We start from the raw sequence: 25491 nt of genomic DNA on the forward strand, positions 1-25491 counted from the left end.
GGCTCGCTCGGGGCGAGGTGTCTGACTCGGGGGAGGCCACATCAAAAAAGAAACCCCGCCGCCGGTGGGACCGGGGCGGGGCGGGATGGGGTAGGGAGGCCTGGCTCACTCGCCGGCTACTGGCCGTCGAGCTTGCCGTCCAGGTTGCGATCGAGCGCGATGCGCACGCCCGAGCCCGGCGGAACCGCGGTGAAGGTCACCTCCTGGCCCGCCTTGATCGCCAGCGTGCGCAGGGCCGTGGTGGTGATGTTCGCGGTGCCGTCGTCGGGCTTCCACGTCCCCGCGCCGCGGTCGTAGAGGAAGCCCTTCGGCTTGCCGCCCACGACCGTCTTCGCCACCAGGTCGGCCTCGTAGGTGGCGCCGCCCAGGGCCTTCGACACGAACGGCGCCTTGGCGCGCGCGATGAGCAGGTCGATGCGCGAGCCCACGGCGGCGGCGTTCGTCGACGTGAGCGTCACCTGCTGGCCCACGATGGGCGCCAGATCGGAGTCCGCCGCCAGCATGAAGGCCTCCACGTTGCGGCGGTCGGTGTCACCCGGGAAGCCCACGAGCGGCCCACCGACGCTGGTGTTGGAGAACACGATGGCGCTGAAGAAGCGGAACAGGGTGTCCACCGCGCCGTCATGCGTGAAGCCGAAGCCGCGGATCTGGTCTCCCATCGGCCCCGTCTCCGGGTGCTGGAAGAAGCTGCTGTCCGGGAAGCCGAACATGCCGACCTTCGTGTACATGTTGCGCACGTGGGGAATCTTCATGATCTGGCTGATTCCCTCGAAGCTCGACTTGCCGTCGGTGCCGTAGAAGCCCTGCGAGGCGTCGATGGTGTGGCAGCCGTTGCAGTTGAAGCCGGTGTCCGAGCCGATCGCGAGGCCGTCCACCCGGCGGCTGCCGAAGTAGAAGTCGCGGCCGGCCTGCTGGGCGGTGGTGAGCGAATTGTCCAACTTGCGGATGGGGTTGGGCGGCAGCTGCACCTGGAGCTGGAAGGCGGTGAACTTGTTCATCTCCTCCTCGCTCGGCATCGAGACGCGGCCGAGCAGCCCCTCGTACGCCACGATGAAGTTCTTGAACGACACGTCCTCCGCGTCCGAGTTGACGCCGTAGAAGCCGTTCGAGCGGTCACCCCGCCAGTGCATGGCGCCCGAGTTCGCCATGCCGCGCAGGGTCTGCGTCGTCATGGGCCCCTTCATCGGGTGGAAGGCATGCTGGTCGCCGGTGCCGTTGATGGGCGAGCCCGGGTGCCCGGTGAGCGCATTGAACGCGCCGATCGCCAGATCGCTCGCGAGGCGCTTGTCGATGGGGTTGGTGGACACCTCGTCGTCCGGGTTGCCCAGATCCCAGGCGATCTCGTCCTTGTCGCCGAAGATGTGGCAGCTGGCGCAGGACGCCTCGCCGTTGGCGGAGGAGAAGTCCGCGTCGTACAGGAAGGGACGGCCCTCCACGACGGAGGCGGGCTCCGGATTGTAGAGGGCGGCCGAGGCCACCTGCTTCCTGGTGGCGAGGTCGATGACCTTCACCCCGTTGTCGTAGCGGGTCATCACGTAGAGGCGGTTGCGTGCCTCATCCAGCACGAGGCCGCTGGGGCCGCCGCTCACCGGGATGTAGTTGGCGCTCGCGGTCTTCGGGTTGAAGGTGTCGGCCTCCAGCGCCGCGGTGTCGAAGACACCGACCTTGTTCGAGCTGAACGCGGTCACGTACAGCTTCGTGCCGTCGCTCGAGATCGCCATCTCCGTCGGGGTGGAGAGGGTGTGATTCTTGGCCGAGGGATCGAACCCGGCGGAGTTGGCCAGCTTCGAGTAGTCGATGTGCTTGTTGAGGTGGCGGGGGTAGACCGTTCCCCCGGAGATGACGCTGATGCGCATCTTCGCGATGTTGCCCTGCACCGTGCTGCCGCCGAAGACGCCGGGGCCCTCGAAGCGCGTGAGGTTGTTGGCGTCGCTGTTGGTCGCGTACACCACGCCCGTCTTCGGATTGGTGGCCAGGTTGAAGATGCTCGTGCCCACGCCCGTGTAGAAGGCCTTCTGCTGCAGGTTGTCCGCGTCGAGGGCGAAGACATCCTTGTCGGGCAGGTTCAGGCGCACACCGTTGTTCCAGTTGCGGCCGAGCATGTCCTCCCACTGCTTGGTGGTGTTGTTCCACTTGACGATCAAGCCGGTCTCGGGCGCTTTCGCGCCCGCGGCGTTCGTCCGCGGACCGGGCAGACCGCCCGGAAGGATGTTGTTGCCCCACGGCAACGAGTCGGGGAAGACGAAACAGATGCCCGTGCTCTCGAACCCGTCACACACGCTGTCCATGCTGACGGACGTCGTCTGGTTGCCGGACTGGGCAATGGCCGCATAGACCGTCTTCTTGTCCGGGCTGACGGCGAGGCCTCGCGGCGTGTCACCGAAGAGCGTCACGATGCGCACGGGCGTGCCACCCAGCGTCGTTCCCAGGGAGGCCGGGTTGAAGACCCAGACGTCCGCGCGGCCCACGCTGGGCGTGGTGAGCTGCGGGTCGCCCGCGCCGGGGACGGAGGCGATGGACGGATCCGTGCGGTGCTGGCCGCGGTGCGCGGTGGTGATGAACGCATGGCCCTTGGTGCCAGCGAACACGATGTCGCGCGGCTCATCGCCCACGAGCAGCGTGCGCACCACGCGCGGAGTGCCTTCCAGGCTCACCACGCTGATGCTGTCCGAGAGGTGATTGACCACCCACACCTCGGTGTTGCTCCGCGCGGCGACGGAGACCGGCTCGAGGCCCACCGGCACCTCGGCGATGAGCGAGAGGCCGGTGGCGGAGACCGAGAAGACCTCCAGGCGATTGTCCGGCGTGTTGACGGCGAACAGCCGCGTCCCGTCTGGCGAGAGGGCCATCGGACGGACGTGCGCGCTATCGAACTCGACGAACGATGGCGTCTGGGCGGTGGCATTGACCGAAACCAACATCGATGCGGCGGCGCACAACGAAGCGGCTCGAGCGCGCCATCGGCTCTGGCTCGCGCCCACTTGCTGGGTACCCATGGGTTGGACCTCCTCGGGGGGTAAGCGTTGCAGTTCAGACCGCAACGCACGGGGAGTACCAAGCGACGCCCTGACATCGCCCCCACCGAAGGGAGGGGGAACCCCCCCATGGGCTCGCGAAAACGTGCGTTGACGCAATGCGTCCTGGGCGGGGAGACCCCTCTCACGACGCATCACACCACAAGGGCTGTAAAACTCTATTTCCACGAAATAAGGGCAAGAACCAGAAGTACGTGTTCTAATTGACCCGGAAATCAGTCGTCGGGGGATGGGTCAATGCCGAGCCTTGGAAGCGCAATGAGGAGTCGTCGTGCGTCATCGCCTTTCCTGTCGGACGTCGCGGAGCATGTGGCACCGTGCGGCGAACATCTCTCGCATCTGCTGCCGACGAAGCTCTCTCCGCCGCAGACGACGTCCGTGCTGGTGGCGCGTGACGCGCCGCTGCGGAAGATGGACCGGGGCGTCGGCGGAAAGCTGGTGCTGGTGACCGCGCCGCTCGGCTGGGGCAAGACGACGCTGCTGGCGCAGTGGTACCGCGAAGCGTGCGCGCGGCGGCTGTTCGCGTGGCTGTCGCTCGACGAGCTGGACAACGCGCCCGAGCGCTTCTTCTCGTATCTGGTGGGGGCCATCCGCCGGGCCGCGCCGGACTTCGACGCGTACATCGCGAGCCCGCTCGACGCGCAGGTGGAGCTTCCGCTCGATCACGCCATGTCCGTCGTGCTGCGCAGCCTGTGGAACCTGGGACGCGAGCTGGTGGTGGTGCTCGACGACTTCCACGTGCTGCGCGAGCCCGCGCTGGTGCGGGCCTTTTCGTACCTGCTCGAGCACTCGCCGCCGCACGTCCACTGGGTCGTCGCGTCGCGCAGCCTGCCCGAGCTGGGCCTGGCGAAGCTGAAGCTCACCGAGCAACTGGTGATGCTCGACAGCCGCGACCTGAGCCTGGATGGCGAGGCCATCCGCGAGCTGGGACAGCGCCTGTGTGACACCGAGCTCGCGCCCGATGACGTCGAGTACCTGCGCTCCCGCACCGAGGGGTGGGTCGCCGGCGTGAAGCTGGCGCTGCTGTCGGTGGGCGAGCACGCGAACGTGGGGGACGCGCTGCGCGAGGCCATCGGCTCCAACCAGGACGTGGCGCGCTACCTCGCGGACGCGGTGCTGCGCGAGCAGAGCGAGGAGGTGCACGAGTTCCTGGTGCTGAGCTCGGTGGTGGACCAGCTCAACGGGGAGCTGTGCAACGCGCTGCTGGGCATCACCCATGGCCCGGCGTTGCTGGCGAACCTCGAGCGGGCACAGCTCTTCATCCAGCCGCTCGACGCCCAGCGTCAGTGGTACCGCTACCACGCCCTGTTCCTCGACTTCCTGAGGACCCAGCTCGCGTGCGACTTCGGCGACCGCGTCCCCTGGCTGCATCGGGCGGCGAGCGCGTGGTTCGCCGAGCACCAGCGGCCGGACGAGGCGCTCAAGCACGCGTTCGCCTCCGGAGACCGGGGCTGGTGTCTCGAGATCACGGCGCGCTGCGCCGAGGCGTGGATGCGCGAGGGGGAGATCGCCTCCGTGCTCCACTGGACGGAGAAGCTGACGACGGAGGAGGTCATCCGCTCGCCGGCGCTCTGCGTGGCGCACATCGCGTGCCTCATCCTGTCCCGGCGCTACGCGCAGGCCTCTTGCGCGCTGCGGGACGCCAGGCACCACCTCGCGACCGCGCACGCCACGTCCGAACCGGGGCGCGAGCGGCTGTCGAGGCAGCTCGAGCGCCTCACGCTGTTGCACTCCATCCTGTCCGGCGCGGCCCCGGGCTCCGGCACGGAGCTGGACGCATGGCCGGGCCATGAGGACCCGGACGTCTTCATGGCGGGCGTGCTGCTGGCGGCGAAGGCCTACCAGGCGCTCCGGATGAACAGGTTCGATGCGATGCGCCGGCTCGCGCTGAGCGCGCGAGAGACACTACGGGGACTCAACAGCCCCTTCATCGATGGCTACACGGACGTCCTCATCGCGCTGGCGGACCGGGCGCAGGGGAACATGAAGGACGCGGCGGAGCGGTGCGAGGTGGCCTTCGCGCAGGCGAACCGTGGCCGGCGCAACCCGGTCTGGGTGAACGCGGCGACGGCACTGGCCAACGCCCGCTACGATCAAAACCGGCTCGACGAGGCCGAGGCGCTCTGCACCGAGGTGCTGCCACTGCTGCCGCAGGCGCCCGCGTTCGAGACCTGCGCGATGGCCTACCTCGTGCTGGTCCGAATCAAGTCCATCCGCGGCAAGCACACGGAGGCCTGGCAGCTCCTGGACTACCTCCACAGCGTCCTCGAGTGCGGTCACCAGACGCGCTTCCTCGCCCATGTCTGCGGCGAGAAGATCCGGCTCGGCCTGATGGAGCAGGCGCCGGAGCGCATGCGGGTGGTGGCGCGGGAGTTCGGCCTGGGCGAGCGCATGCGGCGCGGAGAGTGGAGCGAGCGGCGCTTCTACGACGAGACCTGGGAGCGGCTCGGGCTCGCGCAGGCGTGGGTGCTGATGGCGCGCGGGCGGTACGGCAAGGCGCACGCGCTGCTGGAGACGCTGCGAGCCAGCGCCCATGACGTGGGCTACGTGTCCCGGGAGAGCGCGTTGCTCGCGGCGATCGCGGTGTGTCACTGGCGAGCCGGAGATCCCACGGCGGCGTTCGCCGCGCTCAACCGCGGCTTCGCGCTGGTGCAGCGCTTCGGCTTCACCCGCGGCGTGCTCGACGAGACGCCGGGGCTGCAGGAGGTCATCGTCGCGGCCGCCACCCAGCGCAAGCTGAGCCACGTCCTGCCCTCCCGCTACACCGAGCGGTTCCAGGACGTGCTCTCGGCGGGGAGGAGTGAGCCGCATGAGTTCGCGGATCCGCCCAGCACGCCGCTCGAGCCGCTCACCGAGCGCGAGCTCCAGATGCTCAAGCTGCTCGCGCAGGGGCTGAGCAATCAGGAGATCAGCGAGCGCTCCAACGTGGCGCTCTCCACCACGAAGTGGCACCTGCGCAACGTGTTCGCCAAGCTCGACGTGACCACCCGCACCGCGGCCATCGTGAAGGCCCAGGAGAGGCTCCACCGGAACCTGTGAGGTGCCGCGCCAGGGAAACCATCGACGATGCTCTCCGTCTCGCTGGCTGGATCCTCCTGAGGGATGCCTCCCGACGAATGGACCCGGGCCTCTGGAACTCCCGCGACGCGGTGGATGGCGAGCGGCCGTTCGAGGGGGTGGCCCTGGATTTGCTCCCTGGCGGTGCGAAGCCGGAACCCTTAAGGAAGGGGTGTGGCGGCCGAGGAGGGCGTTCGTGAGTTCGCGGCATGAAATCAAGCTGAAGGGTCCGGTCATTCGTCCGGAGCGCATCCCCGCGCCTCTGTTCCACGATCTGCTGCACATCTTCGTCGAGGGAGCGCAGCGGGCCCTGCGCTTGCGCGTCGAGGGACGGAGCACCGCGCGGGGCACCCAGCCCGCGTGGATGCGCTCCGCCGCGCAGTTCGATCTGCTCATCGAGCCGCCGTCCGAGCCCGGGGTCTTTCGGGTCGAGTCGCGCCCTTTGCGGCAGGTCCTCCCCGCGAACCTCCGGCCGGGTGAGGCCCCGTACGGTCTCGATCTGGCCCAGACAGCCGTGGACTTGTTCGAGGAGGGGCTCGAGGACGCGCTCGCCGGAGCCACGGACAGTGACACGTTCGATGAAGGACTGGTCGAAACGTTCAGCGCGTTCGCCCGGCTCTTCGAACAAGGCGTGGAGGCCATCGAGATCGTCAATGGCCGCACCATCCCCATCGACACCGAGGGGGTGGAGCGGGTGATCCGGCTCCGTCGCCAGATTCCCGCTCCCCAGGCCGTCCGGATCGCGGGCACGCTCGACACCATTCGTCACAGTGATCGGGTCTTCACCCTGATGCTGGAGTCCGGTGCCGTGCTCAAGGGCGTCGCGGAACGCCTGGAGCCCACACGGATGGCGTCGCTCTTCGGCAAGCAGGTGGTGGTGTCGGGGATGGCGGTGTTCCGGCCTTCCGGTTCCGTCTCGCGGATCGACGTGGAGCAGATGCAGGAGGCCAGCGCGCAGGAGAGCGCGCTGTGGTCCCGCTTGCCCAGGCCGCTGCGGGTTTCGCTGGACACCCGCTCTCTGCGGGTGGTCCAGGATGACCGGTCGGGTCTCAACGCCATCTATGGCCAGTGGCCGGGCGATGAGTCAGAGGAGGAACTCGTGGCCGCGCTCGAGGAACTCTCGTGACTCCGGTCAGTGGTCTTGTGCTGCTCGACACCAGCCTCCTCATCCACCTGCTCAGGGCCACGGCCCTGGGCGCCAGGGCCGCCAGCGAGCACTCCTTGCGGAGCCGAAGCGAGCGTCCCCTGATTTCCATCGTCACCATGGGCGAGGCCCTGGCGTTCGCGAGGAAGCGCGGCTGGGGAGCGATCCCCTTCACCAGGAAGGACTCTTGCGCCGCACCTGGTACGACCCGGCGCCGAGCCCTCGAAACCCATGAGCACCAACTCCCAGTAGAATGCGTTCTTAGCGCGTCGTCTGCTGGAAGGTCCGGATGACGTCGTTGATGCGCCGTCCGCTCGGATCCTCCTTGCGGGAATCCGCGACCACCAGCAGCACCTTCCCGGAGACGACGGACGAGCCGACGGCGCTGCCCACCAGTTCCCAGCCCGCGTCCTCCGCCTTGCGCGCCTGCTCCGCCTCCGAGAAGTCGCACACCGTGGCGTCCAGGCCGGCCACCCGGCCCGCCACGCACTTGCCCCCGGGCAGCTTCTCCCCCACGTCCTTGAACTCGCCCGGCGTGTGGCCCGCCTTCTTCCAAGCGGCGATGACATCCTCGCTGCCGCTGCTGCATGCCGCCAGCAGCAGCAATCCCAAGCACGAGAGCCCGCGTCGCATGCTCAATCCCTGTCCTTGAACTTCTTGTGCTTGTGTTTGTGCTTGTGCTTCATGTGCCTGGGTCTGTCGTGCTCATGGTAGTGGACCGGTGCCGGGTTCACGTTCACCTCGATGCCCACGGCGGGCACGTTCACGTTCACCTGCACCACCGGGCCGTGGTACCCGCGCGGCGGTGGCCTCGTCACCACCGGGCGCGCGTAGTGCCATGGCCGGTAGATGATGTTCACCTGCACCAGCCGCGGCCGGTCGCGCGTGTACGCCTCCGGGTACTCGTCCGTGTAGTAGTACACGTCCTCCTGCTCCTCGAAGTCGTGGCGCGGGGGCGGCGGGTAGTAATGGGAGTGCGGCCCGTCGTGGTAGCAATAGGCCACGTCGTCCTCCCGGGAGTCCTCCCCGAGGACGACGTTGATGACCACCGGGTGGTGCCCATAGTACGAGTGGCGCGGCCCGTCGTACCCGAAGGGCGTCGGGTCGCCGATGAAGAAGTACACGTCGCCGTGCTGCCGGTAGAGCACCGGCGCATGCACCGGTGAAGCGGCATGCACGTGCACCGCCTGGATGTGGCACAGCCCGCCGTCCGGCTGGCCGGTACGCGGGTGCGGCCCCGCGTACTTCACTGGCTTCGCCTCGCTCACCGCCGCGCCGGCGAGCGCCAGCAGGAGCGCCCAGCCCATCAAGTTCATCCGTGCCATCTCACCCTCCGTGGGGCGCGCAGACTACGATGGATGGCGTGAAGGAGAAGAGACCCCCAGTGGCCCCCGCTGCCCGGGGTTGCAGCACCACTGCACGCGTGCCCGCCTGGTTGTACGGCTCGCATGGAAGCGGACATCTCGACGGTGTTCACACGGCGCCCCCCTCGTTCCAGGATGCGGCCCGCACCGCGCATCCGCACCCACGCGCGTCTCGATGGATCTCCTCGTCTCGCACACCGCGCTCCGCCGTCTTCTGCTCTGGCTCCTCGGGCTGCTCACCGGCCTGGGGCTGGCCGTCGAGCTCGCGTACGCCCGCTGGCGTTCGCCGGGACTCAGGCCGCTGCTCGGCTTCCTGTCGCTCAGCTACGAGCAGAATCTGCCCACCTGGTACGCCTCGGGGCTGCTGCTGTGTTGCGCGCTGGTGCTGGCGGCCATCGCGCGTGACGCGGCACTCCGTGGGGCCCCCCACCGCCGCCATTGGTGGGGGCTCACCGCGGCGTTCTTCTACCTGTCCATGGACGAGGCGGTCGGCCTGCACGAGCACCTCGGCGGGTGGTTGGAACTCGATGGCGTGCTGTACTTCAGCTGGGTGGTGCCAGCGGGGGGGGCCGTCCTGCTGTTCGGGCTGCTCTACCTGCCCTTTCTCGCTCGGCTGCCCGCGAGGCCTCGCTGGCGATTCCTCACCGCGGGAGTCCTCTACGTGAGCGGCGCCCTCGGCATGGAGCTGCCGCTCGGCTACTGGACGGAGCGGCATGGCAACGACAACCTCGTCTACGCGCTCATCGATCTCGTCGAGGAGGCCCTCGAACTGCTGGGGGTGAGCCTCTTCCTCGTGGCGTTGGTGGAGTACCTGGGAGCGCGGGTGCGCGTCACGCTCTCGGCCCCCGAGCGCCAGGTGTCGTCCGAGCCATGAGCGCTTCCTCGGACAGACCGTCGCCGTACATCGTGGGGCCGGCCTACGACTGGGCCTTCTTCCTGTTGCCGCCGCTCGGGGCACTCGCGCTGGGGGTGGCCATCTCGGGCACCGCCTTCAGCGGGGAGCCGTTCGTGTTGTGGGGCCGCGAGAAGACCCTGGCCGGGCTGCTCGTGGGCTCCCTCATCCACGCGCACCTGGTGGCCGTCTTCTTCCGGAGCCATGGCAACCCGGCCATCCTGCGACGCTTCCCCCTGCGCTTCCTCCTGGTGCCGGTGCTGGCGTGGGCGCTCATCCGTGGCTCGCCCGTGGTGGCGGCCCTGGCCACCGTGCTCGCCACCTTCTGGGACGTGTGGCACTCGGGGCTCCAGACGTTCGGCTTCGCGCGCATCTACGATCGCAATGGGGGCAACCCGCCCGCCCTGGCGCGGCGGCTCGACTTCTGGCTCAACCACCTGCTCTACGCCGGGCCCATCCTCGCCGGGGCCACCATGCTGGACCACTTCCGCGGCTTCGATGCGCTCGAGGACGTAGGCCTGCCGTTCTTCACCGCCGTTCCGGCCTTCATGTCCTCCACCCACCGTGCGTGGACGCTCGGGGTCGTCTCCCTCGGGGGCGCCTTCCTCGCCTTCTACGTGCTCGCCTACTGGCGCCTGTACCGGCGGGGCTACCAGCTGTCGTTCCCGAAGGTCTTCCTGCTCGTCACCACGGGGGCCTGCTCCATCTACTCCTGGGGCTTCGACAGCTGGGGCGAGGCCTTCTTCATCATGAATCTCCTCCACGCCGTGCAGTACCTCGCCCTGGTGTGGGCCTCCGAGCAGGAGCGCATCCGGGAGCGGTTGCGGCTCGGCCGGTGGCGGGCCAGCAGTGCCGTGGCGGCCGCCGTCTTCCTGGGCTCGGTGCTCGTCTACGGCGTGGGCGCGGAGCTGCTGGACCCGGACCTGGAGAGCCTGTGGGCGCTGACCCTCGTCGTGTCGCTCATGCACTTCTGGTACGACGGCTTCATCTGGTCCGTGCGCCGCGAGCAGGTGTGAGCGTCGAGGCAGGTGACAGCCTGGTGCCCGGCCTGTCACCGGCCGCTGGTGCTCACTTTCGCTTCGTTCCCCTCTGCCTCGGGGCTCTCTGGTGAACCGTTCGCGAGCAGGTCTCCACTCGACAGCACCGTCGTGGGAACCTCGCTGCTCACCGAGGCGGAGCGCTGCTCCACCCGGGTCTCCTGCTCCGTGCTCCGCCTGGGAACCCGGCCCGCCTTGCGCGCGAGGGCATCCTGCACCAGGAGGCCCAGCTCCCGCTGTCCGTGGGGGTAGGGCGCGAACGCTCCCGTCAGGGCACACAGTTGCTCGCGCAACTGCTGGCCCCGTTGCGTGCGGTCCGCCACCTGCCAGCGCAGCAGGTCCATGATGGCGGCATCCAGCGCCGGGGGCACTTCCGGGCGGTGCGCCGAGGGCGGCACGAGGAAGGACGGCGGGGCGCCGCGCACCATGTCCGAGGCATCCTCCCCTTGGAAGACGCGCTGTCCCGTGAGCGCCTCGTGCAGCGTGAGTCCGAGCGCGAAGAGATCCGCTCTCCCATCGAAAGCCTGGCCTCGCGCCTGCTCGGGTGACAGGTAGCCCAGCTTGCCGCGCACCCGGTCCGCCTGGGTGAGCCGGACGTGAATGGCCGCGCGCGCCACCCCGAAGTCTCCCAGCTTCACCTCGCCGATGCGCGACAGCAGGATGTTGGGCGGATTCACGTCCCGGTGCACGAGGTTGAGCGGCAGGCCCTCGCTCGAGGTGCGCCGGTGCACGTAGTCGAGCGCCTGGCCCAGCTCGGCCCCGAGGTACGCCACCACCGCCGGCGGCAGCGGCCCGTGGCTCTTGAGCAGCTCGCGCAGGGACAGGCCCTCGATGTGCTCCATGGCCATGAAGTAGGTGTCCCCGAAGCGGCCCACGTCGAGCACCTGGACGATGTTGGAGTGGTTGAGCAGCGAGCCCAGCTCCGCCTCCCGGCGGAACATCGTCACGAAGTCCTCGTCCTCGGCGTAGGCCGGGAGGATGCGCTTGATGGCCACCACCTTCTCGAAGCCGCCCTCGGGGCTGTAGGTGGCGCGGAACACCTCCGCCATGCCTCCCACCCCCAGCCGCTCGTGGAGGAAGTACTTGCCCACCAGCTCCTTCTCTCGCACGGCGTGCAGCGCCTGTTCGGCCCGGTGCGTGAGGTAGCTGGCCACGAGCGCCGCCAGCCATCCGATGATGAAGTAGTAGACGGCCCGCAGGATCACCATCGGCGGTGAGAAGATCAGGGGAATGGGCTCGGACAGCCGGGGCCAGGCCAGCAGGAAGTAGAGCAGCACCATCTGCGCCGCCACGAGCCCTCCCGCGAAGAGGGCCAGGCTGCGCTTGCCTCGCAGCGCCGTGAACACGATGGTCCCGGTCCAGAGCACGGCCATGGGGTTGCCCAGCGCCTGCTCGGCGGTTCCGAAGAGGGTGTCGCAGACGAAGAGGAAGGCCCCGGTGGTGGTCTCCAGGACGACGTTGACCCAGTAGATGGCGGGGTGGAACCAGCCTCGCCGCAGCATCCGGGACAGCACCCCGTAGTAGACGGCGAAGACGGCACACAGGCCCGCCACGGACAGGGCGCGGGGCCAGCCGATGAGTGCGCTCATCCCGAGCGTGGAGACGATGAAGAGGCAGGATACCCGGCTGATGAACCGGGTCACTGCGGCTTCGCGGGCGATGGCGTCCGCCCGGAAGTGCTCGGCGAGCAATTGTGTGCCGAGCGGCGCCGCGCTACCCGGAAGGTCGGAGGGAGGCATGGGGAGCCTCATTGTCTCGCAGCCAGCCGTGGCGGCAAGGCGAATCCCGGCGCTCCGCTCGACCAGCCGCTTGCTCGGGCTCGGGCGACCCCGTCCACGGAGGAGGGGACGGGGTCGCTTGGAACGTCGTGGGAGGCTCCTCGCCGCGGACTAGTGGAGGTCCGGCGTGATGCGCATGGGCGTGAAGAGGGGCCGGACGGTGGAGGAGGCCTTCGCGGCGCCTTCCACCTCATCCTTGAACAGGTTGTAGAGGATGTCGGCGCTCTTGCGGAGATCCTCGACCGGAGCGCCCTCGTTGATGCCGTGGTAGTTGATGGGCGGCCCCATCTTCTCGGTGAACAGCGCGCCAGCGGCGATCAGGTTCGTATTGCCCTTGGCATCCGTTCCGCCACCGATGGCCCACCGCGGGCACTGCTCGCCGAGGACCTTCTCGAACGCCGAGCTGACGCGCTGGAACGCATTGCCCTCCGGGAGCCGGACATCGGGCGGGTACGAGGTCCTCGTCTGGAACCCGAGGGTGTAGCCGGTCTCGGCGGGGAACTCCTGCAGCAGCTTCGCGAAGGTGTCCTGGAAGACGCTCTTGGACGCCTTGCCTCCCACCAGGCCCTCGGTCTTCTTGTCCCACGCCACGCTGTGGTGGCCGAGGGCATAGCGGATGTCGATCAGCACCCGCGCGGCGATGTCGGGAGCGTCCGCCGGGTCGGTGTAGAAGCGGGTCACGGCATAGGTCGTCCCGTTGCCCGCCGTGAAGATGTCATCGTTGCGCTGCAGCAGCTCCGGGTGGTGCTCGCCGAAGACCTGGGTGCCCCAGCTCCAGGTGATGAACCGGGCCAGCTCGCTGACTTCATTACGGGCCAGGTGCGTGCCCACCTGGGCGCTCAAGAAGTTGCTCAGGGAGATCAGCGGGTTGGTGCCCTCCTCCCGGTTCTCATCCGGTGCCGAGCCGTGCTGCGCGCCGCTCACCTTGGTGGTGAGGACGAGGCGGTTGTCGGCCAGTCCCGATCTGTCCACGGTCAGCGTGGCCCGGCGATAGGCGGGGTCGTCGAACCCGTGGCCCTGGTACAGGGCCTCCACCTGCTGGGCGAAGCGCTCGAGGGCCTGCGACGAGTTCGAGTCCGAGCGGATGACGGCGGTGGCCAGGTCGGGAATCTGGTTCGCGGGCCCCTGGGGGGTGTTGAGCGACTCGATCCACACGCCCGTGGGCGCCGCGGTGCCGCGCTTGATGGTGAAGACGGGGCGCTCAATTCCCTTCTCGGCGCGGATGCACCACATGGCGTCGAAGATGACCCCCAGGTCCGGGTTCTCCTCCGGTTTGTCTTCCAGGTAGTAGGGCATCGCCATGTCGGTCTCCTCCGAGGTGTCGAAGAGGACCTCCAGGGTGACGCCATTGAGCTTGGAGTCGCCGTCGTACTGCCGGGCCACGGCCTTCAGGACGTTGAAGGCGATGAGGGCGGGGCCCTTGTCGTCGATGGAGCCGCGGCCGACGTAGAACTCCTGCTCCCTGCCGAAGTAGGTCCGTTGCTCCTTCACGAGCTTGAAGGGCTCCCAGCCCGGCTGCGGCGTCCCCGGCGGCACCGTGTCCAGATGGCTGCTCAGCGCGACCCGGCGCGGCCCCGAGCCCACGCGCACGCCGAAGAGCCAGTACTCCTGGCCATTGATGGTCTTCTTCCACTCGAAGGGCACCAGCTTGTGCACCTTCTGCTCCGCGTTGAACTGCTCGACCTGGAGCCGCACCTCCTCCTGGATTTTCTGGAGGTTGGCCACGGTCTCGGCCTCGCTCTGGTCCGCCCCACGGTAGGTGCGGGCCGCGACGAACTTCGAGAGGTCATCGAACAACTGTTCGTCGATGTAGCGATGGAGCTGTTCGAGCCCACCCTCCGACGGCTCCGGCGGCTCTGGCGGCTCCTCCGTCGGGGTACACGTGCAGGCGAATCCCAATAACGCCAAGAAGGCAAGTCGATTTCCAAATCCAGACATGTCATTCCTTCTGTTCATACGAAGCACACACTCCTCCTACGCGGGGCGGGAGGTAGCCACACGGGCCATGTGGACTCATAGCAGGAACAGGGGCATTGTTGCGTGTGAGACGCATGGGCGGAACGAGGCACCGTCGCGTGGGCGGGCGTGGCATGGCGCGGCGGCGGAAGGGCTGGCCATGCCCCGGGCTCGTGCGCCGGATGTGCTGATGCCGCGGTGCGCCGTCGGCACCGCGACCGCGAGTCACTCGCCGGCCTGTCGTGGGACTCGGGCCTCCGGAAGGGAGGGGGCCTTGGCTGTCCGCTCCGGTGCGCTTGAGGGCAGCTAATTCCTCACATGACCCACATTTCCGGGTGTGGGCGTGTTGTCCGGGTGGATCATTCCCAATACACGACATGGAATGTTCTCATTCCTTGAACATATTTCCCGACGGTCGTGGACCGTGAGGCAACACGGCCGCTGGTGGGCTCGTGTCCCACCGTTCGTGAGGGCAGTACATCGTCATCTGGTGGACGATGTACTCGCCTGTTCTTCCGGAGGAAATGGCAGTCATTACCCTGTGTTGGCAGGCGACTGTTCGTTAACGTCCACTGGTGAGGCTTTGAATTTGGCCCCGGTATGCGGGCCAGCCCGGTTTCCCGTATTCCCTTTCATCTCAATTTCGCGCGGTGCTCCCTGAATCCTTGCACCCGTCAAGGGATTCAGGGGAGGCGGGGGGAGCGGAGTGGGGGTTGGGTCCAAACCGTCTCGAGCATCTGGGGGGAATCACACCATGCCACTCGCCACGCATGTGCTGGTGGGCCAGGCGTCGCGCATCGGGCGTGTTGGCTGGGGAGCAAGCCCGAGGACCGCGAGCTGCTGGAGCTGCTCGTGACGGAAGGGGCGAGGGCCTCGTCCCGCGTACGCGGCATCGCCGCTGGCGCGCCGTCCTGAGCGGGCGGCGATTTCTAGAAAAGGGGGGAGTGCTTTGGATCTGGATCGCGAGCAGCTGCTCGCCACCTTCGCGGAGGAGTCGGAAGAGCTCCTCACCGGAATGGAGGAGATTCTCGTCTCGCTGGAGGAGCACCCGGACCAGGAGCGGCTGCGGTCCATCTTCCGGGCCGCGCACTCGGTGAAGGGGGCGGCGGGCGCGCTGGGCTTCTCCGGAATGACGGACGTGGCGCACGTGCTGGAGGACGTGCTGGAGACGCTGCTGGAGCGGCGTCCTCCGGTGTCCGACGAGCACGTGACGCTGCTGCTGGCGACGGTGGACCGGCTGCGAGAGCTGTTGCAGGCGGTGCTGGCGGGTCAGGAGCGGCCGGCGCAGGAGGACGCGGGGCTGGTGGCGCGGCTGAGGAACTGCTGCGAGTCCTTGCGCCAGCAGGAGTCCCGCCGGGGGGTGTTCACCAGGCCGGCCGAGGAATCGGCGGTGGAGGTGGGTGGGCGGCGCGGGCGCACGCTGCGCGTGGACGTGGAGAAGCTGGACCGCATCGCCATCCTGACGGGAGAGCTGGCCATCGCGCGCACGCGGCTGGCGCAGGTGCTGAGCACGGGCACGGCCGAGGAGGCCCAGGAGGTGCACCACGAGGCGGACCGCCTCCACGAGGAGTTGCAGGAAGAGGTGATGCGGGTGCGGATGGTGCCGGTGGGCCCGCTCTTCCGGCAGCACCTGCGCACGGTGCGCGACCTGACGCGGGTGGAGCGCAAGTGGGCGCGGCTGGTGTTGGAGGGCGAGGACGTGGAGGTGGACACGGCGCTGGTGGAGGGCTTGCGCGAGCCCCTGCTGCACCTGGTGCGCAACGCGGTGGACCACGGGCTGGAGACGCCGGAGGAGCGGCGGGCGGCGGGGAAGGAGGCGTGCGGCACGCTGGTGCTGAGGGCCTTCCATGAGCCGGGCTCGCTGGTGGTGGAGCTGTCCGATGATGGCCGGGGTCTGCGCTACGCGCGGCTGAGGGAGAAGGCGCGCGAGCTGGGGATGGAGCCCGGGCGGATGACGGTGGAGGAGTTGGAGGAGCTCATCTTCCTGCCGGGGCTGTCCACGGCGGAGGCGGTGACGGAGGTCTCCGGGCGCGGGGTGGGCATGGACGTGGTGCGCCGGAGCGTGGAGGCGCTGCGGGGCCTGGTGTCGTTGCGCAGCGAGGAGGGCAAGGGCACCACGGTGACGCTGCGGGTGCCGCTGACGCTGGCCTCCATCCAGGGCTTCTCGGTGGGCGTGGGCGAGGAGACGTACGTGTTGCCGCTGGCGGCGGTGCGCGAGTGTCTGGAGTTGCCCGCGGAGCGCCAGGGGCAGTCCGGTGCCGGCTTGTTGAGTCTGCGAGGCCGTTCGCTGCCCTACCTGCGGCTGCGCGAGGTGCTGGGGGTGGACGGCCCCGTGTCGGCCCGGGAGAGCGTCGTCGTGCTGGGCCACGGTGGGAGCCGGGCGGGCCTGGTGGTGGACGCGCTGTATGGCGAGGGCCCGTGCGTCCTCAAGCCACTGGGCCGGCTCTTCCGCCACCTGCCTGGCGTGTCTGGCTCCACCATTCTCGGCAGCGGTCGCGTGGGGCTCGTCCTGGACGTGCCCACCCTGTTGCGCACCGCCATCCGCCAGCGGGCCGCCATGGGCTGACGCCCTGATGGCCTGAATCCTCCAACCGCTCGAAGGACGACCATGCTTCTCAAGAACTTCACCATCGCCCGCAAGCTGCAGCTCGGATTTGGACTCCTCGTCGTGTTGCTCGCCGCCGTCATCTGGAGCTCCTACGTCTTCTTCCAGATATTGGTGAGCAATGATGGGTACTACCGCTCGCATGATGTGCGGCTGGAGCTGCAGGCCCTCGGCATCAGCGTGATGGACATGGAGCACCGGGCGCTGGAGTACGCCTTCACGGGCAACGAAGACATCCTCGAGCCCTTGTCCCAGCGTCAGGCCGCGTTTCTCGAGTCCCATGCCCGGCTGAATGTGCTGACGGCCAAATACCCGCGTGAGCAGGATTTGCTGCAACAGCTCGTGGACCAGTACCAGAACAAGTTCCTCCCTCACCTCGAGCGTGAGGTGGCGCTGCGCCGGGATGTGGACGCGGGCCGTGTCCCCCTGGAGCAGCTCGTCGAGTACGTGAAGGAGGACAAGGGAGGAAAAAGCATGGAGCGCATGTCCAGCACCTCGGATCTCTTCCGGCAGGAAGTGCTGGAGCAGCGCCGCCGTCTCCTGGAGGAGACCGACGCGCAGACGCTGTCTGTCTCCCGGATGCTGGTGACGGGAGGCGCGGTGGGACCGGTGCTGGCGATGCTGCTGGCGTGGCTGTTGTCGCGCAGCATCGTCCGGCCGCTGCGAGAGGCGGTGGAGCTCACCGGCAAGCTGGCCTCGGGAGACCTCACCACGGCCATCGAGGTGCGAGGGCGGGACGAGGCGGCGCGGATGATGGAGGGGATGAGGGAGATGGTGCGGCGCTTCGGCAGCGTGCTGGGGGAAGTGCGCGGAGCGGTGGGCTCGCTGTCGGGAGCCTCGGGGCAGGTGGCGGCGGCGGCGCAGGCGCTGTCGCAGGGCACCAGCACGCAGGCGGCCTCGGTGGAGGAGACGACGACGAGCCTGGAGCAGCTGAGCGCCTCCATCAGCCAGAACGCGGAGACGAGCAGGCAGTTGGAGGCGATGGCGGTGAAGGGCGCGGCGGACGCGCAGGAGAGCGGGCGGGCGGTGAACGAGACGGTGGAGGCGATGGAGGCCATCGCGGAGCGGATCTCCATCGTGGAGGAGATTGCGTACCAGACGAACCTGCTGGCGTTGAACGCGGCGGTGGAGGCGGCGAGGGCGGGGGAGCACGGGAGGGGATTCGCGGTGGTGGCCGCGGAGGTGAGGAAGCTGGCGGAGAGGAGCCAGAAGGCAGCCAAGGAGATAGGGAGTCTGGCGGGCAGCAGCGTGAAGGTGGCGGAGCGCTCGGGGAGGTTGCTCAAGGAGCTGGTGCCATCGATTCGCAAGACGGCGGACCTGGTGCAGGAGGTGGCGGCGGTGTCCAGGGAGCAGGCCAGCGGGGTGGCGCAGATGAACCGGGCGATGGTGCAGGTGGACCAGGTGACGCAGCGCAACGCCTCGGCGGCGGAGGAGTTGTCGTCGACGGCGGAGGAGCTGGCGGCCCAGGCCGAGTCCCTGCAGCAGATGATGACGTTCTTCCGGGTGGTGGAGTCGGGGTGGGCGGTGCAGGGGATGGCACAGTCGGCGCGCTCGCCGAGGCCCGCACCGGCGCACTTCCCGATGCCCCCAGCCGTGCAGGGGCTGAAGGCGGTGGCGCAGCCGCTGCCGACGCAGCTGCCAACCCCGTCATTCCCGGCGGCACCCGAGCGCGCGTCGTTCACCTCGGACCACGACTTCAAGCGCTTCTAGGGGCCCTCCATGTTCGAAAACGTCAGCATTACTCGGAAGATGCAGCTCGGGTTCGGCACGTTCGTCTCGCTGCTCGCGATGGTCGCCTGGGGAACCTTCTTTCTCTTCCAGGCGCTGGTGGAGTCGGCCGTGAACGACTACCGCTCCTACGAGGGCCTGTTGGAAGTCCGGAGCATGGGCGTTGCCCTGATAGATCATGAAGCCCGGCTCCAGGGCTTCGCGCTCACCAGCGACGAGACCTTCCTCGAGTTCGTGCCTCAACGGCAGACCGAGTTCCTCGCCAGCCACGCGAAGGTGAAGTCGCTGACGATGGACAACCCTCGCCAGCAGGAACGGCTGCAACAACTGCTGGACCAATACCAACAGAAGTTCCTCCCCTACGCCGAGCGCGAGGTGGCGCTGCGCCGGGAGGTGGACGCGGGCCGTGTCCCCCTGGAGCGGCTCGTGGCGTACGTCAAGGATGCCCAGGGGCAGAAGATCGTGGCATCCATGCGGGAGCTGGCGAACGCCATCCGCCACGAGGAGCAGATCCAGCGCGACCAGCGGAGCGAGATGTCCAGGAAGGGGGTGGACCTGGTGAAGCTCATGTTGGTGGTGGGAGGCGTGGTGGGACCGGTGCTGGCGGTGCTGCTGGCGTGGCTGTTGTCGCGCAGCATCGTCCGGCCACTGCAAGAGGCGGTGGAGCTCACCGGCAAGCTGGCCTCGGGAGACCTCACCACGGCCATCGAGGTGCGAGGGCGGGACGAAACGGCGCGGATGATGGAGGGGATGAGGGAGATGGTGCGGCGCTTCGGCAGCGTGCTGGGGGAAGTGCGCGGAGCGGTGGGCTCGCTGTCGGGAGCCTCGGGGCAGGTGGCGGCGGCGGCGCAGGCGCTGTCGCAGGGCACCAGCACGCAGGCGGCCTCGGTGGAGGAGACGACGACGAGCCTGGAGCAGCTGAGCGCCTCCATCAGCCAGAACGCGGAGACGAGCAGGCAGTTGGAGGCGATGGCGGTGAAGGGCGCGGCGGACGCGCAGGAGAGCGGGCGGGCGGTGAACGAGACGGTGGAGGCGATGGAGGCCATCGCGGAGAGGATCTCCATCGTGGAGGAGATTGCGTACCAGACGAACCTGCTGGCGTTGAACGCGGCGGTGGAGGCGGCGAGGGCGGGGGAGCACGGGAGGGGATTCGCGGTGGTGGCCGCGGAGGTGAGGAAGCTGGCGGAGAGGAGCCAGAAGGCAGCCAAGGAGATAGGGAGTCTGGCGGGCAGCAGCGTGAAGGTGGCGGAGCGCTCGGGGAGGTTGCTCAAGGAGCTGGTGCCATCGATTCGCAAGACGGCGGACCTGGTGCAGGAGGTGGCGGCGGTGTCCAGGGAGCAGGCCAGCGGGGTGGCGCAGATGAACCGGGCGATGGTGCAGGTGGATCAGGTGACGCAGCGCAACGCCTCGGCGGCGGAGGAGTTGTCGTCGACGGCGGAGGAGCTGGCGGCCCAGGCCGAGTCCCTGCAGCAGATGATGACGTTCTTCCGGGTGGTGGAGTCGGGGAGGGGGCCGCCGCCGGAACACGTGCCGGGTCCCGCCCCGACGCCCCCGCCCGTGCATTGGCCAGCGAGGGGGCTGAAGGCGGTGGCGCGGGTGCTGCCGATGCAGCTGTCGCCCACGCCGGATCATGACTTCAAGCGTTTCTAGGATGAAGGACCTCCCCCCATGAACACGAACACGAATCCCCTCTCCGAGGTCACCCGTCCCGCGCAGTACCTGGGTTTCTCCCTGGCCGGCGAGACGTACGCCATCGAGCTGTTGCGCATCCGGGAGATCATCGAGCACGTGCCCATCACGCGGGTGCCGGGGATGCCTTCCTCGGTGCTGGGAGTCATCAACCTGCGGGGCCGGGTGGTGCCCGTGGTGGACCTGGCGGTGAAGATGGGACTGGGTCCTCGACCCATCACGCGCTGGACGTGCTTCGTCGTCGTCGAGGCCATGATGGACGGCGAGCGCACCACGCTGGGGCTGCTGGCCGACTCGGTCAGCGAGGTGCTCGACCTGGCGCCGGACGACGTCGAGCCGCCGCCCGCCTTCGGCACGCGCACGCCGGTGGACTACCTGCGAGGCATGGGCCGGCAGGAGCAGCGCTTCATCCTCCTGTTGGACCTGGACCGGATGTTGTCCGCGGAGGAGCTGCTGGGACTGGTGGGCGCCGCGGCCGGTGGGGGCGTATGAGGGCGGGAAGCTCCTCGGAGGCGGTCGTGTCCGGCGTGGGTCCGCTTCCGCTGTCGGAGCGGGAGTTCTCCCTCTTCCAGACGTTGGTGGAGCGGGAGGCGGGCATCCACCTGGGCCCCTCGAAGCAGGCGCTGCTGGTGGGGCGGTTGTCCCGGCGGGTGCGGGCGCTGGGGCTGACGTCCTTCGGGGCCTACTACCGGTTCGTCTGCATCCGCGGCAACGAGGAGGAACGGGTGCGGATGTTGGACTGCCTCTGCACCAACGAGACGCACTTCTTCCGCGAGCCGGGGCAATTCGAGTTCCTACGGCAGCGCGTCTTCCCGGAGTGGACGCGGCGGGCGGCGCAGGGCCTGATGCCCAGGCGCGTGCGGGTGTGGAGCGCGGGGTGCTCGACGGGAGAGGAGCCCTACTCGCTGGCGATGACGTTGCTCTCGCACTTCCCACCGGGCTCGGGGTGGGAATTGGAGGTGCTGGCGACGGACCTGTCTACCTGGGCGCTGGAGCGAGCGAGGCAGGGGTTCTGGCCGGTGGAGCGGGCGGCGGGCATCCCCCGGCCCCTGCTGCGGACCTTCATGCTCAAGGGGGTGCGCAGCCAGGAGGGGTGGATGAAGGCGGGTCCGGAGCTGCGGGCGGTGTTGCGCTTCGCGCGCATCAACCTGAATGACGAGCACGGCTGGCCGGAGGGGCCTTTCGAGCTTGTCTTCTGCCGCAACGTGCTCATCTACTTCGGGGCCCAGGCCCGGGGGCAGGTGTTGAGTTCGCTGATGCGCCGGCTGCCTCCGACGGGCTACCTCTTCCTGGGGCACGCCGAGAGCCTCACCGGAGGTGCCGAGCCCGCTCGCTGCGTGGCTCCCAACATCTATTGCGCGAAGTCCCCGCAGCCCGTGAGTGGCGGCGGCCCTGTTTGAATGATTGAGCGCCTGCCACTCCACACGCGCTTCCCGCTCGCTCTGTTTTGCGTTGGACGAGCTGTCTCCATTGCTTGATCCAGGGCGGACGCCGGAGTTAAACTTATCGAATGGTCCAAAATCTGGAAACAGAATCGAATACCAAATCCTCCATGGGTCCGGCTCCGAGCGGAGCGGAGAAGTGGCCCTGGGAAAACCTCGTCTTCGAGGGAGGTGGCGTCAAGGGCGTCGCGTACTCTGGAGCCCTCCAGGTCCTCGAGGAGGAAGGCATCTACCCCAATCGCATCAAGCGGGTCTCGGGCGCGAGCGTCGGGAGCCTGTGCGCGACCTGGACCGCGCTGGGGTTCCCAGCGCAGGAGATGGCTAGCATCTTGAAGTCGACCGACTTCACCTGGCTCATGCAGGACGCGCGCATGGGAATGCTCGGCGGACTCTTCAATATCTTTCGTTCTTACGGGATGAACCCTGGCGCGCGCCTGCTCGAGTTCGTCGGAGAGCATCTCGCTTCGCGGACAGGCTCCAAGGACGTGACCTTCGCGCAGCTCCTCGAGCGGACCGGCCGGGAGCTGTGCGTGCCGATCACCAATGTCTCCCGGATGAACATCGAGTACTGCCATCCCAAGACGACGCCGAACATGCCGGTGCGGGTCGCCGTCACCGTCAGCATGTCACTCCCGGTGCTCATGCGGCCCTACCGGGTCTTCCGGACGCTCGGTACGGGCAGTAATTCCTGGAACGAGGAAGACCTCTACACGGACGGCGGTGTTCTCAACAACTACCCCTTGCGCGCCTTCGATGGTTGGTGGCTCTCGATGCGTCCCGAGGACACCTTCCTGCGCCGGCTGCGGCCCTTCTCGCAGATCGAGCAGCTCGCCGATCCGGCGAAGACGTTCTTTCCGCCCAACCCGGCGACGCTGGGGTTCACCGCGTTCAATGCCGATGACCAGGATCTCACGTCCGCCTGGCTCGCCGACGGCGCCAGCCCGCCGCCCCGCCCGGATACCAAGCTCTCCCGGGCGCGCAAGGCGATCGATGTCGCCATCCAGAAGCGGGACGCGAGGATCGCGGACCTGGAGAGCGCCTTCGGCAGGCTCCTGGAGGCCCTGGCCAACGTCGAGCGCAGCGGAGACGGGCGGATCAGCCGGAAGGAGTGCGAGGAGCTCTTCACGAGCGGCAAGTTCACGAACGAGGACGCCGTCCTGCTCTTTGGCTCGACCCACGTGCAGGACATCTTCACGCAGCTCGACGAGAGCAAGGATGGCTTCGTGGACATGGGGGAGTTGCAGAAGTTCATGGACGCGCGCAACGTCGACCTCACCACCCGCCTGATGGGAGGCTTTCGGACGAGGAAGACCCTCTCCGTGGGCGACTTCATGTCGGGCCTGCTCAACACCATCCTCGCCTCCAGTCAGCGCAAGGACATGGCGCCAACGGACCGCAACCGCACGGTGCCGATCTATACCGACTACATCGGCACGTCGGACTTCCGCCTCATGCCGGCCGACTACGACTTCCTGGTGGAGTCGGGTGCGCGTTACACCCGGGCCTTCCTGAATGCCTACGCGCTGTCGAACCAGGCCGCCACGGCGGGCCGGAGCGGGTAGACACCGCTCAGCCCGAGACGCGCTTGAAGGACACCACGCTCTCCGCGAGCTCCGGGAAATCCAGCTCGCGCGCGAGCCGCCAGAGTCGCTGCCGGAACAGGGGCTCGGAGGGGAGGGGCTCCAGCGTGCCCACCAGGATGAGGTTGCCGTACTGCGAGGCGCCTCGCAGCATCGCGCAGTCCTCGAAGGCGCTGGCGAAGGTCTCGATGCGCTTCGCCACGTTGCGTGGATCCTCCAGCGCGATGTTGAGCACCGCCACGCCCCCGAACGAGAGTCTGTGCCGGACATCCTCGAAGAACGCGCGCGATTCCTTCAGGTGGTCCGGAGTGCCACGGTCCGAGAAGGCATCCAGGAAGATGAGATCGTAACGAGGGCCCTGCCGCGTCATGAAGCGGGAGCCCTCATCCACATGGATGAGGAGCCGGTGGTCCTCGCGGACGCCGAAGAAGCGCCGGGCCGTATCCACCACCACCGGGTTGAGCTCCACCACGTCGATCCGTGCCCTGCGGGGCAGGAGCCGGTGCAGAAGCATGGGAAACGAGCCTCCGCCGAGGCCCACCACCAGGAGTCGAGAGCGGCCTTGGGTGAGCGCGAGCCCGGCGGTGGCCACGCGCACGTAGCTGATGGGGACCGCCAGCGGATCGCTCTTGAGAATGGCGCTCTGGAGGGTGCCCTCCGGGCTGTCGAAACGCAGCGAGCGCTGGTCGCCCACGTCCACGACGTACACGGGCCCGAAGGGCGAGTCGGCCTCGTGGACCACTGTTGTTGATTCGCTCACGAGCAAATCGGTAGCACGGACCGGCGCTCCGGGCGAGGGCTCCGAGGGACGATATGGTGGTGAACCTGCTGCCGAATCCTCATTTCAATCTGGTGATAGGTAATGGAAGCCAACTCCACATGGTGTGCAAACTCGAGCCGGACATCCACATCATTCAAATCAAATCCTGAGAGGCTGTTGGGCAGGAGCGATCCGGATGTTCGCCGAAGGCTCCGCCCTCGACGCGATGAGGGCGATGTTGCGTGGGGACAGGCGCGGTTCGAAGACCTGCAGGAGTTCGACCTGGAAGCCCATCTCCTCGAGGAGGAGCGCGCGATCGAGCAGAATCACGATCTCCAGGGCTCTCGCGAAGCGATCCCTCAGCAGATGACAGAGGAAGATGCGTCGCGTCTCGGCGCGAGCGGACGATTCGAAGGAATTCAGCTCGGCGTCCGTCATGCCGACATCGAGTCGCAGGCGCTCCAGGCGATCACGCGCATAGGCCGCGAAACTCTCGGCATAGAGCTTCTTGGGTGCATCCCCCGCCCGCACGAAGCCGAGCGCGGGAAACTTCCGCCTCAGCAGGAGATCGAGCGCGAACCGTTGCTGGTTGACGCGCTTCATCAGCGCGAACTCCGCCTCGGTCTTGTGGTGTCGTCCACGCGTCGCCAGGAACAGGGCACGTCGGGTGATGGGAAGTCCATGCGCCTTGCCGAAGCGGGAGACAGGGTAGTCCCGTGCGGCATCCATCTGGTCGTAGCAGCAACCAAAGTTCAGGAGGAGTCCTGCCTGCTGGCTCTTGCGAATCTGCGTCAGCGCGAGCGACCCGCAGGTGTGTAGACCAATGGAGACCCGATCCTGACCGGAAAAGAGCGGATCAATCTCGCGCTGTGGCCCGTCTTCGACGGAGGAGTGGATGAAACACAGCTTTTCCCGCGGCAGGGTCCGGGCCCTTCGCAGCCAGTCCCGGCCTTTCTCCTGCAAAGCGGCATCACGATCGATGCTGTGGAAGGTCCAATCGAAAGTCCTGACACAGAGACGAGCGAGATGTCCCATGCCGCCACCGATGTCGACCGCCTGACGAATCGTTTGGGTTCTCGGTCCGAGCAGGGCGAGGACCCGTTCGATCTCATGGGCCTTCTTGGCATTGAGTCCCTGCGCGTCGGCGGTCGTCAGACGTCGAACGCCTTCATGCCAGGGCAGCGCTGTCAGTTCTCGAAGCGCGAGCACGAGCGAATGCAGCGACCGGGGCGGCTCACCTGGAAGCTCCCCATCATCCAGCCTTCGTTCGCCCTCTTCGTCGAGCGATTCAGCGTAGGGCAGCCAGGATTCGAGATAAGCGGCTCCGGACTCCGGCCAATTCTGGAGGATGGAACGAGACCAGAGCTCGGACCACGGCCTGAGCAGGTCGGTGAGCGCTTCGAGCCGATCTTGATGGTTCATCC

17 protein-coding genes are annotated in these 25491 nt (G+C 67.9%); 10 read left to right on the forward strand and 7 right to left on the reverse strand.

From position 1 onward, the window contains the following. Positions 1–116: 116 nt before the first annotated feature. Positions 117–2996, reverse strand: a complete 2880-nt coding sequence (locus D187_RS40960; RefSeq protein WP_002627685.1) for a YncE family protein — start codon at positions 2994–2996, stop codon at positions 117–119. A 297-nt stretch (positions 2997–3293) separates the two neighbouring features. Here D187_RS40960 and D187_RS40965 point away from each other — a divergent pair, with 297 nt between their 5' ends. Next, positions 3294–6074 (forward strand): winged helix-turn-helix domain-containing protein, encoded by a 2781-nt coding sequence (locus tag D187_RS40965; protein ID WP_002627689.1) that lies wholly within the window; start codon positions 3294–3296, stop codon positions 6072–6074. Between the two features lie 214 nt (positions 6075–6288). Then, positions 6289–7218, forward strand: coding sequence for a hypothetical protein (locus tag D187_RS40970; RefSeq protein WP_002627691.1), 930 nt, complete (start codon positions 6289–6291; stop codon positions 7216–7218). A gap of 279 nt (positions 7219–7497) precedes the next feature. Here the strand turns inward: D187_RS40970 and D187_RS40975 are convergent, their stop codons facing one another. Next, entirely contained in the window at positions 7498–7869 is a 372-nt protein-coding gene (locus D187_RS40975; RefSeq protein WP_002627693.1) for a hypothetical protein, read from the reverse strand. A 2-nt stretch (positions 7870–7871) separates the two neighbouring features. Beyond that, positions 7872–8561, reverse strand: a complete 690-nt coding sequence (locus D187_RS40980) for a hypothetical protein (protein ID WP_002627695.1) — start codon at positions 8559–8561, stop codon at positions 7872–7874. Positions 8562–8775: 214 nt separating this feature from the next. On the opposite strand from D187_RS40980, the gene D187_RS40985 reads away from it, so the two are divergent. Together D187_RS40985 and D187_RS40990 are read left to right on the forward strand one after the other, a co-directional pair. Then, entirely contained in the window at positions 8776–9474 is a 699-nt protein-coding gene (locus D187_RS40985) for a DUF8692 domain-containing protein (RefSeq protein ID WP_002627698.1), read from the forward strand. Further along, a complete protein-coding gene (locus D187_RS40990) occupies positions 9471–10508 on the forward strand; it encodes a hypothetical protein (protein ID WP_002627700.1) in 1038 nt (345 codons plus the stop codon). Before D187_RS40985 ends, D187_RS40990 begins: the two co-directional genes overlap by 4 nt. Positions 10509–10543: 35 nt before the next feature. Here D187_RS40990 and D187_RS40995 read toward each other — a convergent pair whose 3' ends face one another. After that, the gene (locus D187_RS40995) at positions 10544–12268 is read right to left on the reverse strand and encodes a serine/threonine-protein kinase (RefSeq protein WP_002627702.1); all 1725 of its coding nucleotides are present in this window, start codon (positions 12266–12268) and stop codon (positions 10544–10546) included. 150 nt (positions 12269–12418) lie between these two features. Then, a complete protein-coding gene (locus D187_RS41000) occupies positions 12419–14215 on the reverse strand; it encodes a M20/M25/M40 family metallo-hydrolase (RefSeq protein WP_245591955.1) in 1797 nt (598 codons plus the stop codon). A gap of 997 nt (positions 14216–15212) precedes the next feature. Here D187_RS41000 and D187_RS41005 point away from each other — a divergent pair. The 6 genes from D187_RS41005 (at position 15213) to D187_RS51170 (ending at position 23289) form a co-directional block, all read left to right on the forward strand. Then, positions 15213–16829 (forward strand): chemotaxis protein CheA, encoded by a 1617-nt coding sequence (locus D187_RS41005; RefSeq protein ID WP_002627707.1) that lies wholly within the window; start codon positions 15213–15215, stop codon positions 16827–16829. 42 nt (positions 16830–16871) lie between these two features. Continuing rightward, positions 16872–18578, forward strand: a complete 1707-nt coding sequence (locus D187_RS41010; RefSeq protein ID WP_020918625.1) for a methyl-accepting chemotaxis protein — start codon at positions 16872–16874, stop codon at positions 18576–18578. A gap of 9 nt (positions 18579–18587) precedes the next feature. Next, complete coding sequence (locus tag D187_RS41015) at positions 18588–20246, forward strand: methyl-accepting chemotaxis protein (protein ID WP_043434191.1); 1659 nt, start codon at positions 18588–18590, stop codon at positions 20244–20246. Positions 20247–20264: 18 nt separating this feature from the next. Then, positions 20265–20777 carry a chemotaxis protein CheW gene (locus D187_RS41020; protein WP_002622202.1) on the forward strand — a complete coding sequence of 171 codons (513 nt, stop codon included), beginning with the start codon at positions 20265–20267 and terminating at the stop codon, positions 20775–20777. 26 nt (positions 20778–20803) lie between these two features. Next, the gene (locus D187_RS41025; RefSeq protein WP_002622203.1) at positions 20804–21685 is read left to right on the forward strand and encodes a CheR family methyltransferase; all 882 of its coding nucleotides are present in this window, start codon (positions 20804–20806) and stop codon (positions 21683–21685) included. Positions 21686–21837: 152 nt separating this feature from the next. After that, on the forward strand, positions 21838–23289 hold the full coding sequence (locus tag D187_RS51170) for a patatin-like phospholipase family protein (protein WP_002622204.1): 1452 nt from the start codon (positions 21838–21840) through the stop codon (positions 23287–23289). A gap of 7 nt (positions 23290–23296) precedes the next feature. Here D187_RS51170 and D187_RS41035 read toward each other — a convergent pair whose 3' ends face one another. Continuing rightward, positions 23297–24067 (reverse strand): spermidine synthase, encoded by a 771-nt coding sequence (locus tag D187_RS41035; RefSeq protein ID WP_245591956.1) that lies wholly within the window; start codon positions 24065–24067, stop codon positions 23297–23299. A gap of 159 nt (positions 24068–24226) precedes the next feature. Continuing rightward, complete coding sequence (locus D187_RS41040; protein ID WP_002622207.1) at positions 24227–25489, reverse strand: methyltransferase; 1263 nt, start codon at positions 25487–25489, stop codon at positions 24227–24229. Positions 25490–25491: the final 2 nt, after the last annotated feature.

The sequence above is a fragment of the Cystobacter fuscus DSM 2262 genome (genome assembly GCF_000335475.2).
Lineage (GTDB): Bacteria > Myxococcota > Myxococcia > Myxococcales > Myxococcaceae > Cystobacter > Cystobacter fuscus.

Coding starts and splice junctions, on each gene's coding strand:
- D187_RS40960 (WP_002627685.1), bottom strand. CDS start 2,996: ATGGGTACCCAGCAAGTGGGCGCGAGCCAGAGCCGATGGCGCGCTCGA.
- D187_RS40965 (WP_002627689.1), top strand. CDS start 3,294: ATGAGGAGTCGTCGTGCGTCATCGCCTTTCCTGTCGGACGTCGCGGAG.
- D187_RS40975 (WP_002627693.1), bottom strand. CDS start 7,869: ATGCGACGCGGGCTCTCGTGCTTGGGATTGCTGCTGCTGGCGGCATGC.
- D187_RS40980 (WP_002627695.1), bottom strand. CDS start 8,561: ATGGCACGGATGAACTTGATGGGCTGGGCGCTCCTGCTGGCGCTCGCC.
- D187_RS40985 (WP_002627698.1), top strand. CDS start 8,776: ATGGATCTCCTCGTCTCGCACACCGCGCTCCGCCGTCTTCTGCTCTGG.
- D187_RS40990 (WP_002627700.1), top strand. CDS start 9,471: ATGAGCGCTTCCTCGGACAGACCGTCGCCGTACATCGTGGGGCCGGCC.
- D187_RS40995 (WP_002627702.1), bottom strand. CDS start 12,268: ATGCCTCCCTCCGACCTTCCGGGTAGCGCGGCGCCGCTCGGCACACAA.
- D187_RS41010 (WP_020918625.1), top strand. CDS start 16,872: ATGCTTCTCAAGAACTTCACCATCGCCCGCAAGCTGCAGCTCGGATTT.
- D187_RS41015 (WP_043434191.1), top strand. CDS start 18,588: ATGTTCGAAAACGTCAGCATTACTCGGAAGATGCAGCTCGGGTTCGGC.
- D187_RS41020 (WP_002622202.1), top strand. CDS start 20,265: ATGAACACGAACACGAATCCCCTCTCCGAGGTCACCCGTCCCGCGCAG.
- D187_RS51170 (WP_002622204.1), top strand. CDS start 21,838: ATGGGTCCGGCTCCGAGCGGAGCGGAGAAGTGGCCCTGGGAAAACCTC.
- D187_RS41040 (WP_002622207.1), bottom strand. CDS start 25,489: ATGAACCATCAAGATCGGCTCGAAGCGCTCACCGACCTGCTCAGGCCG.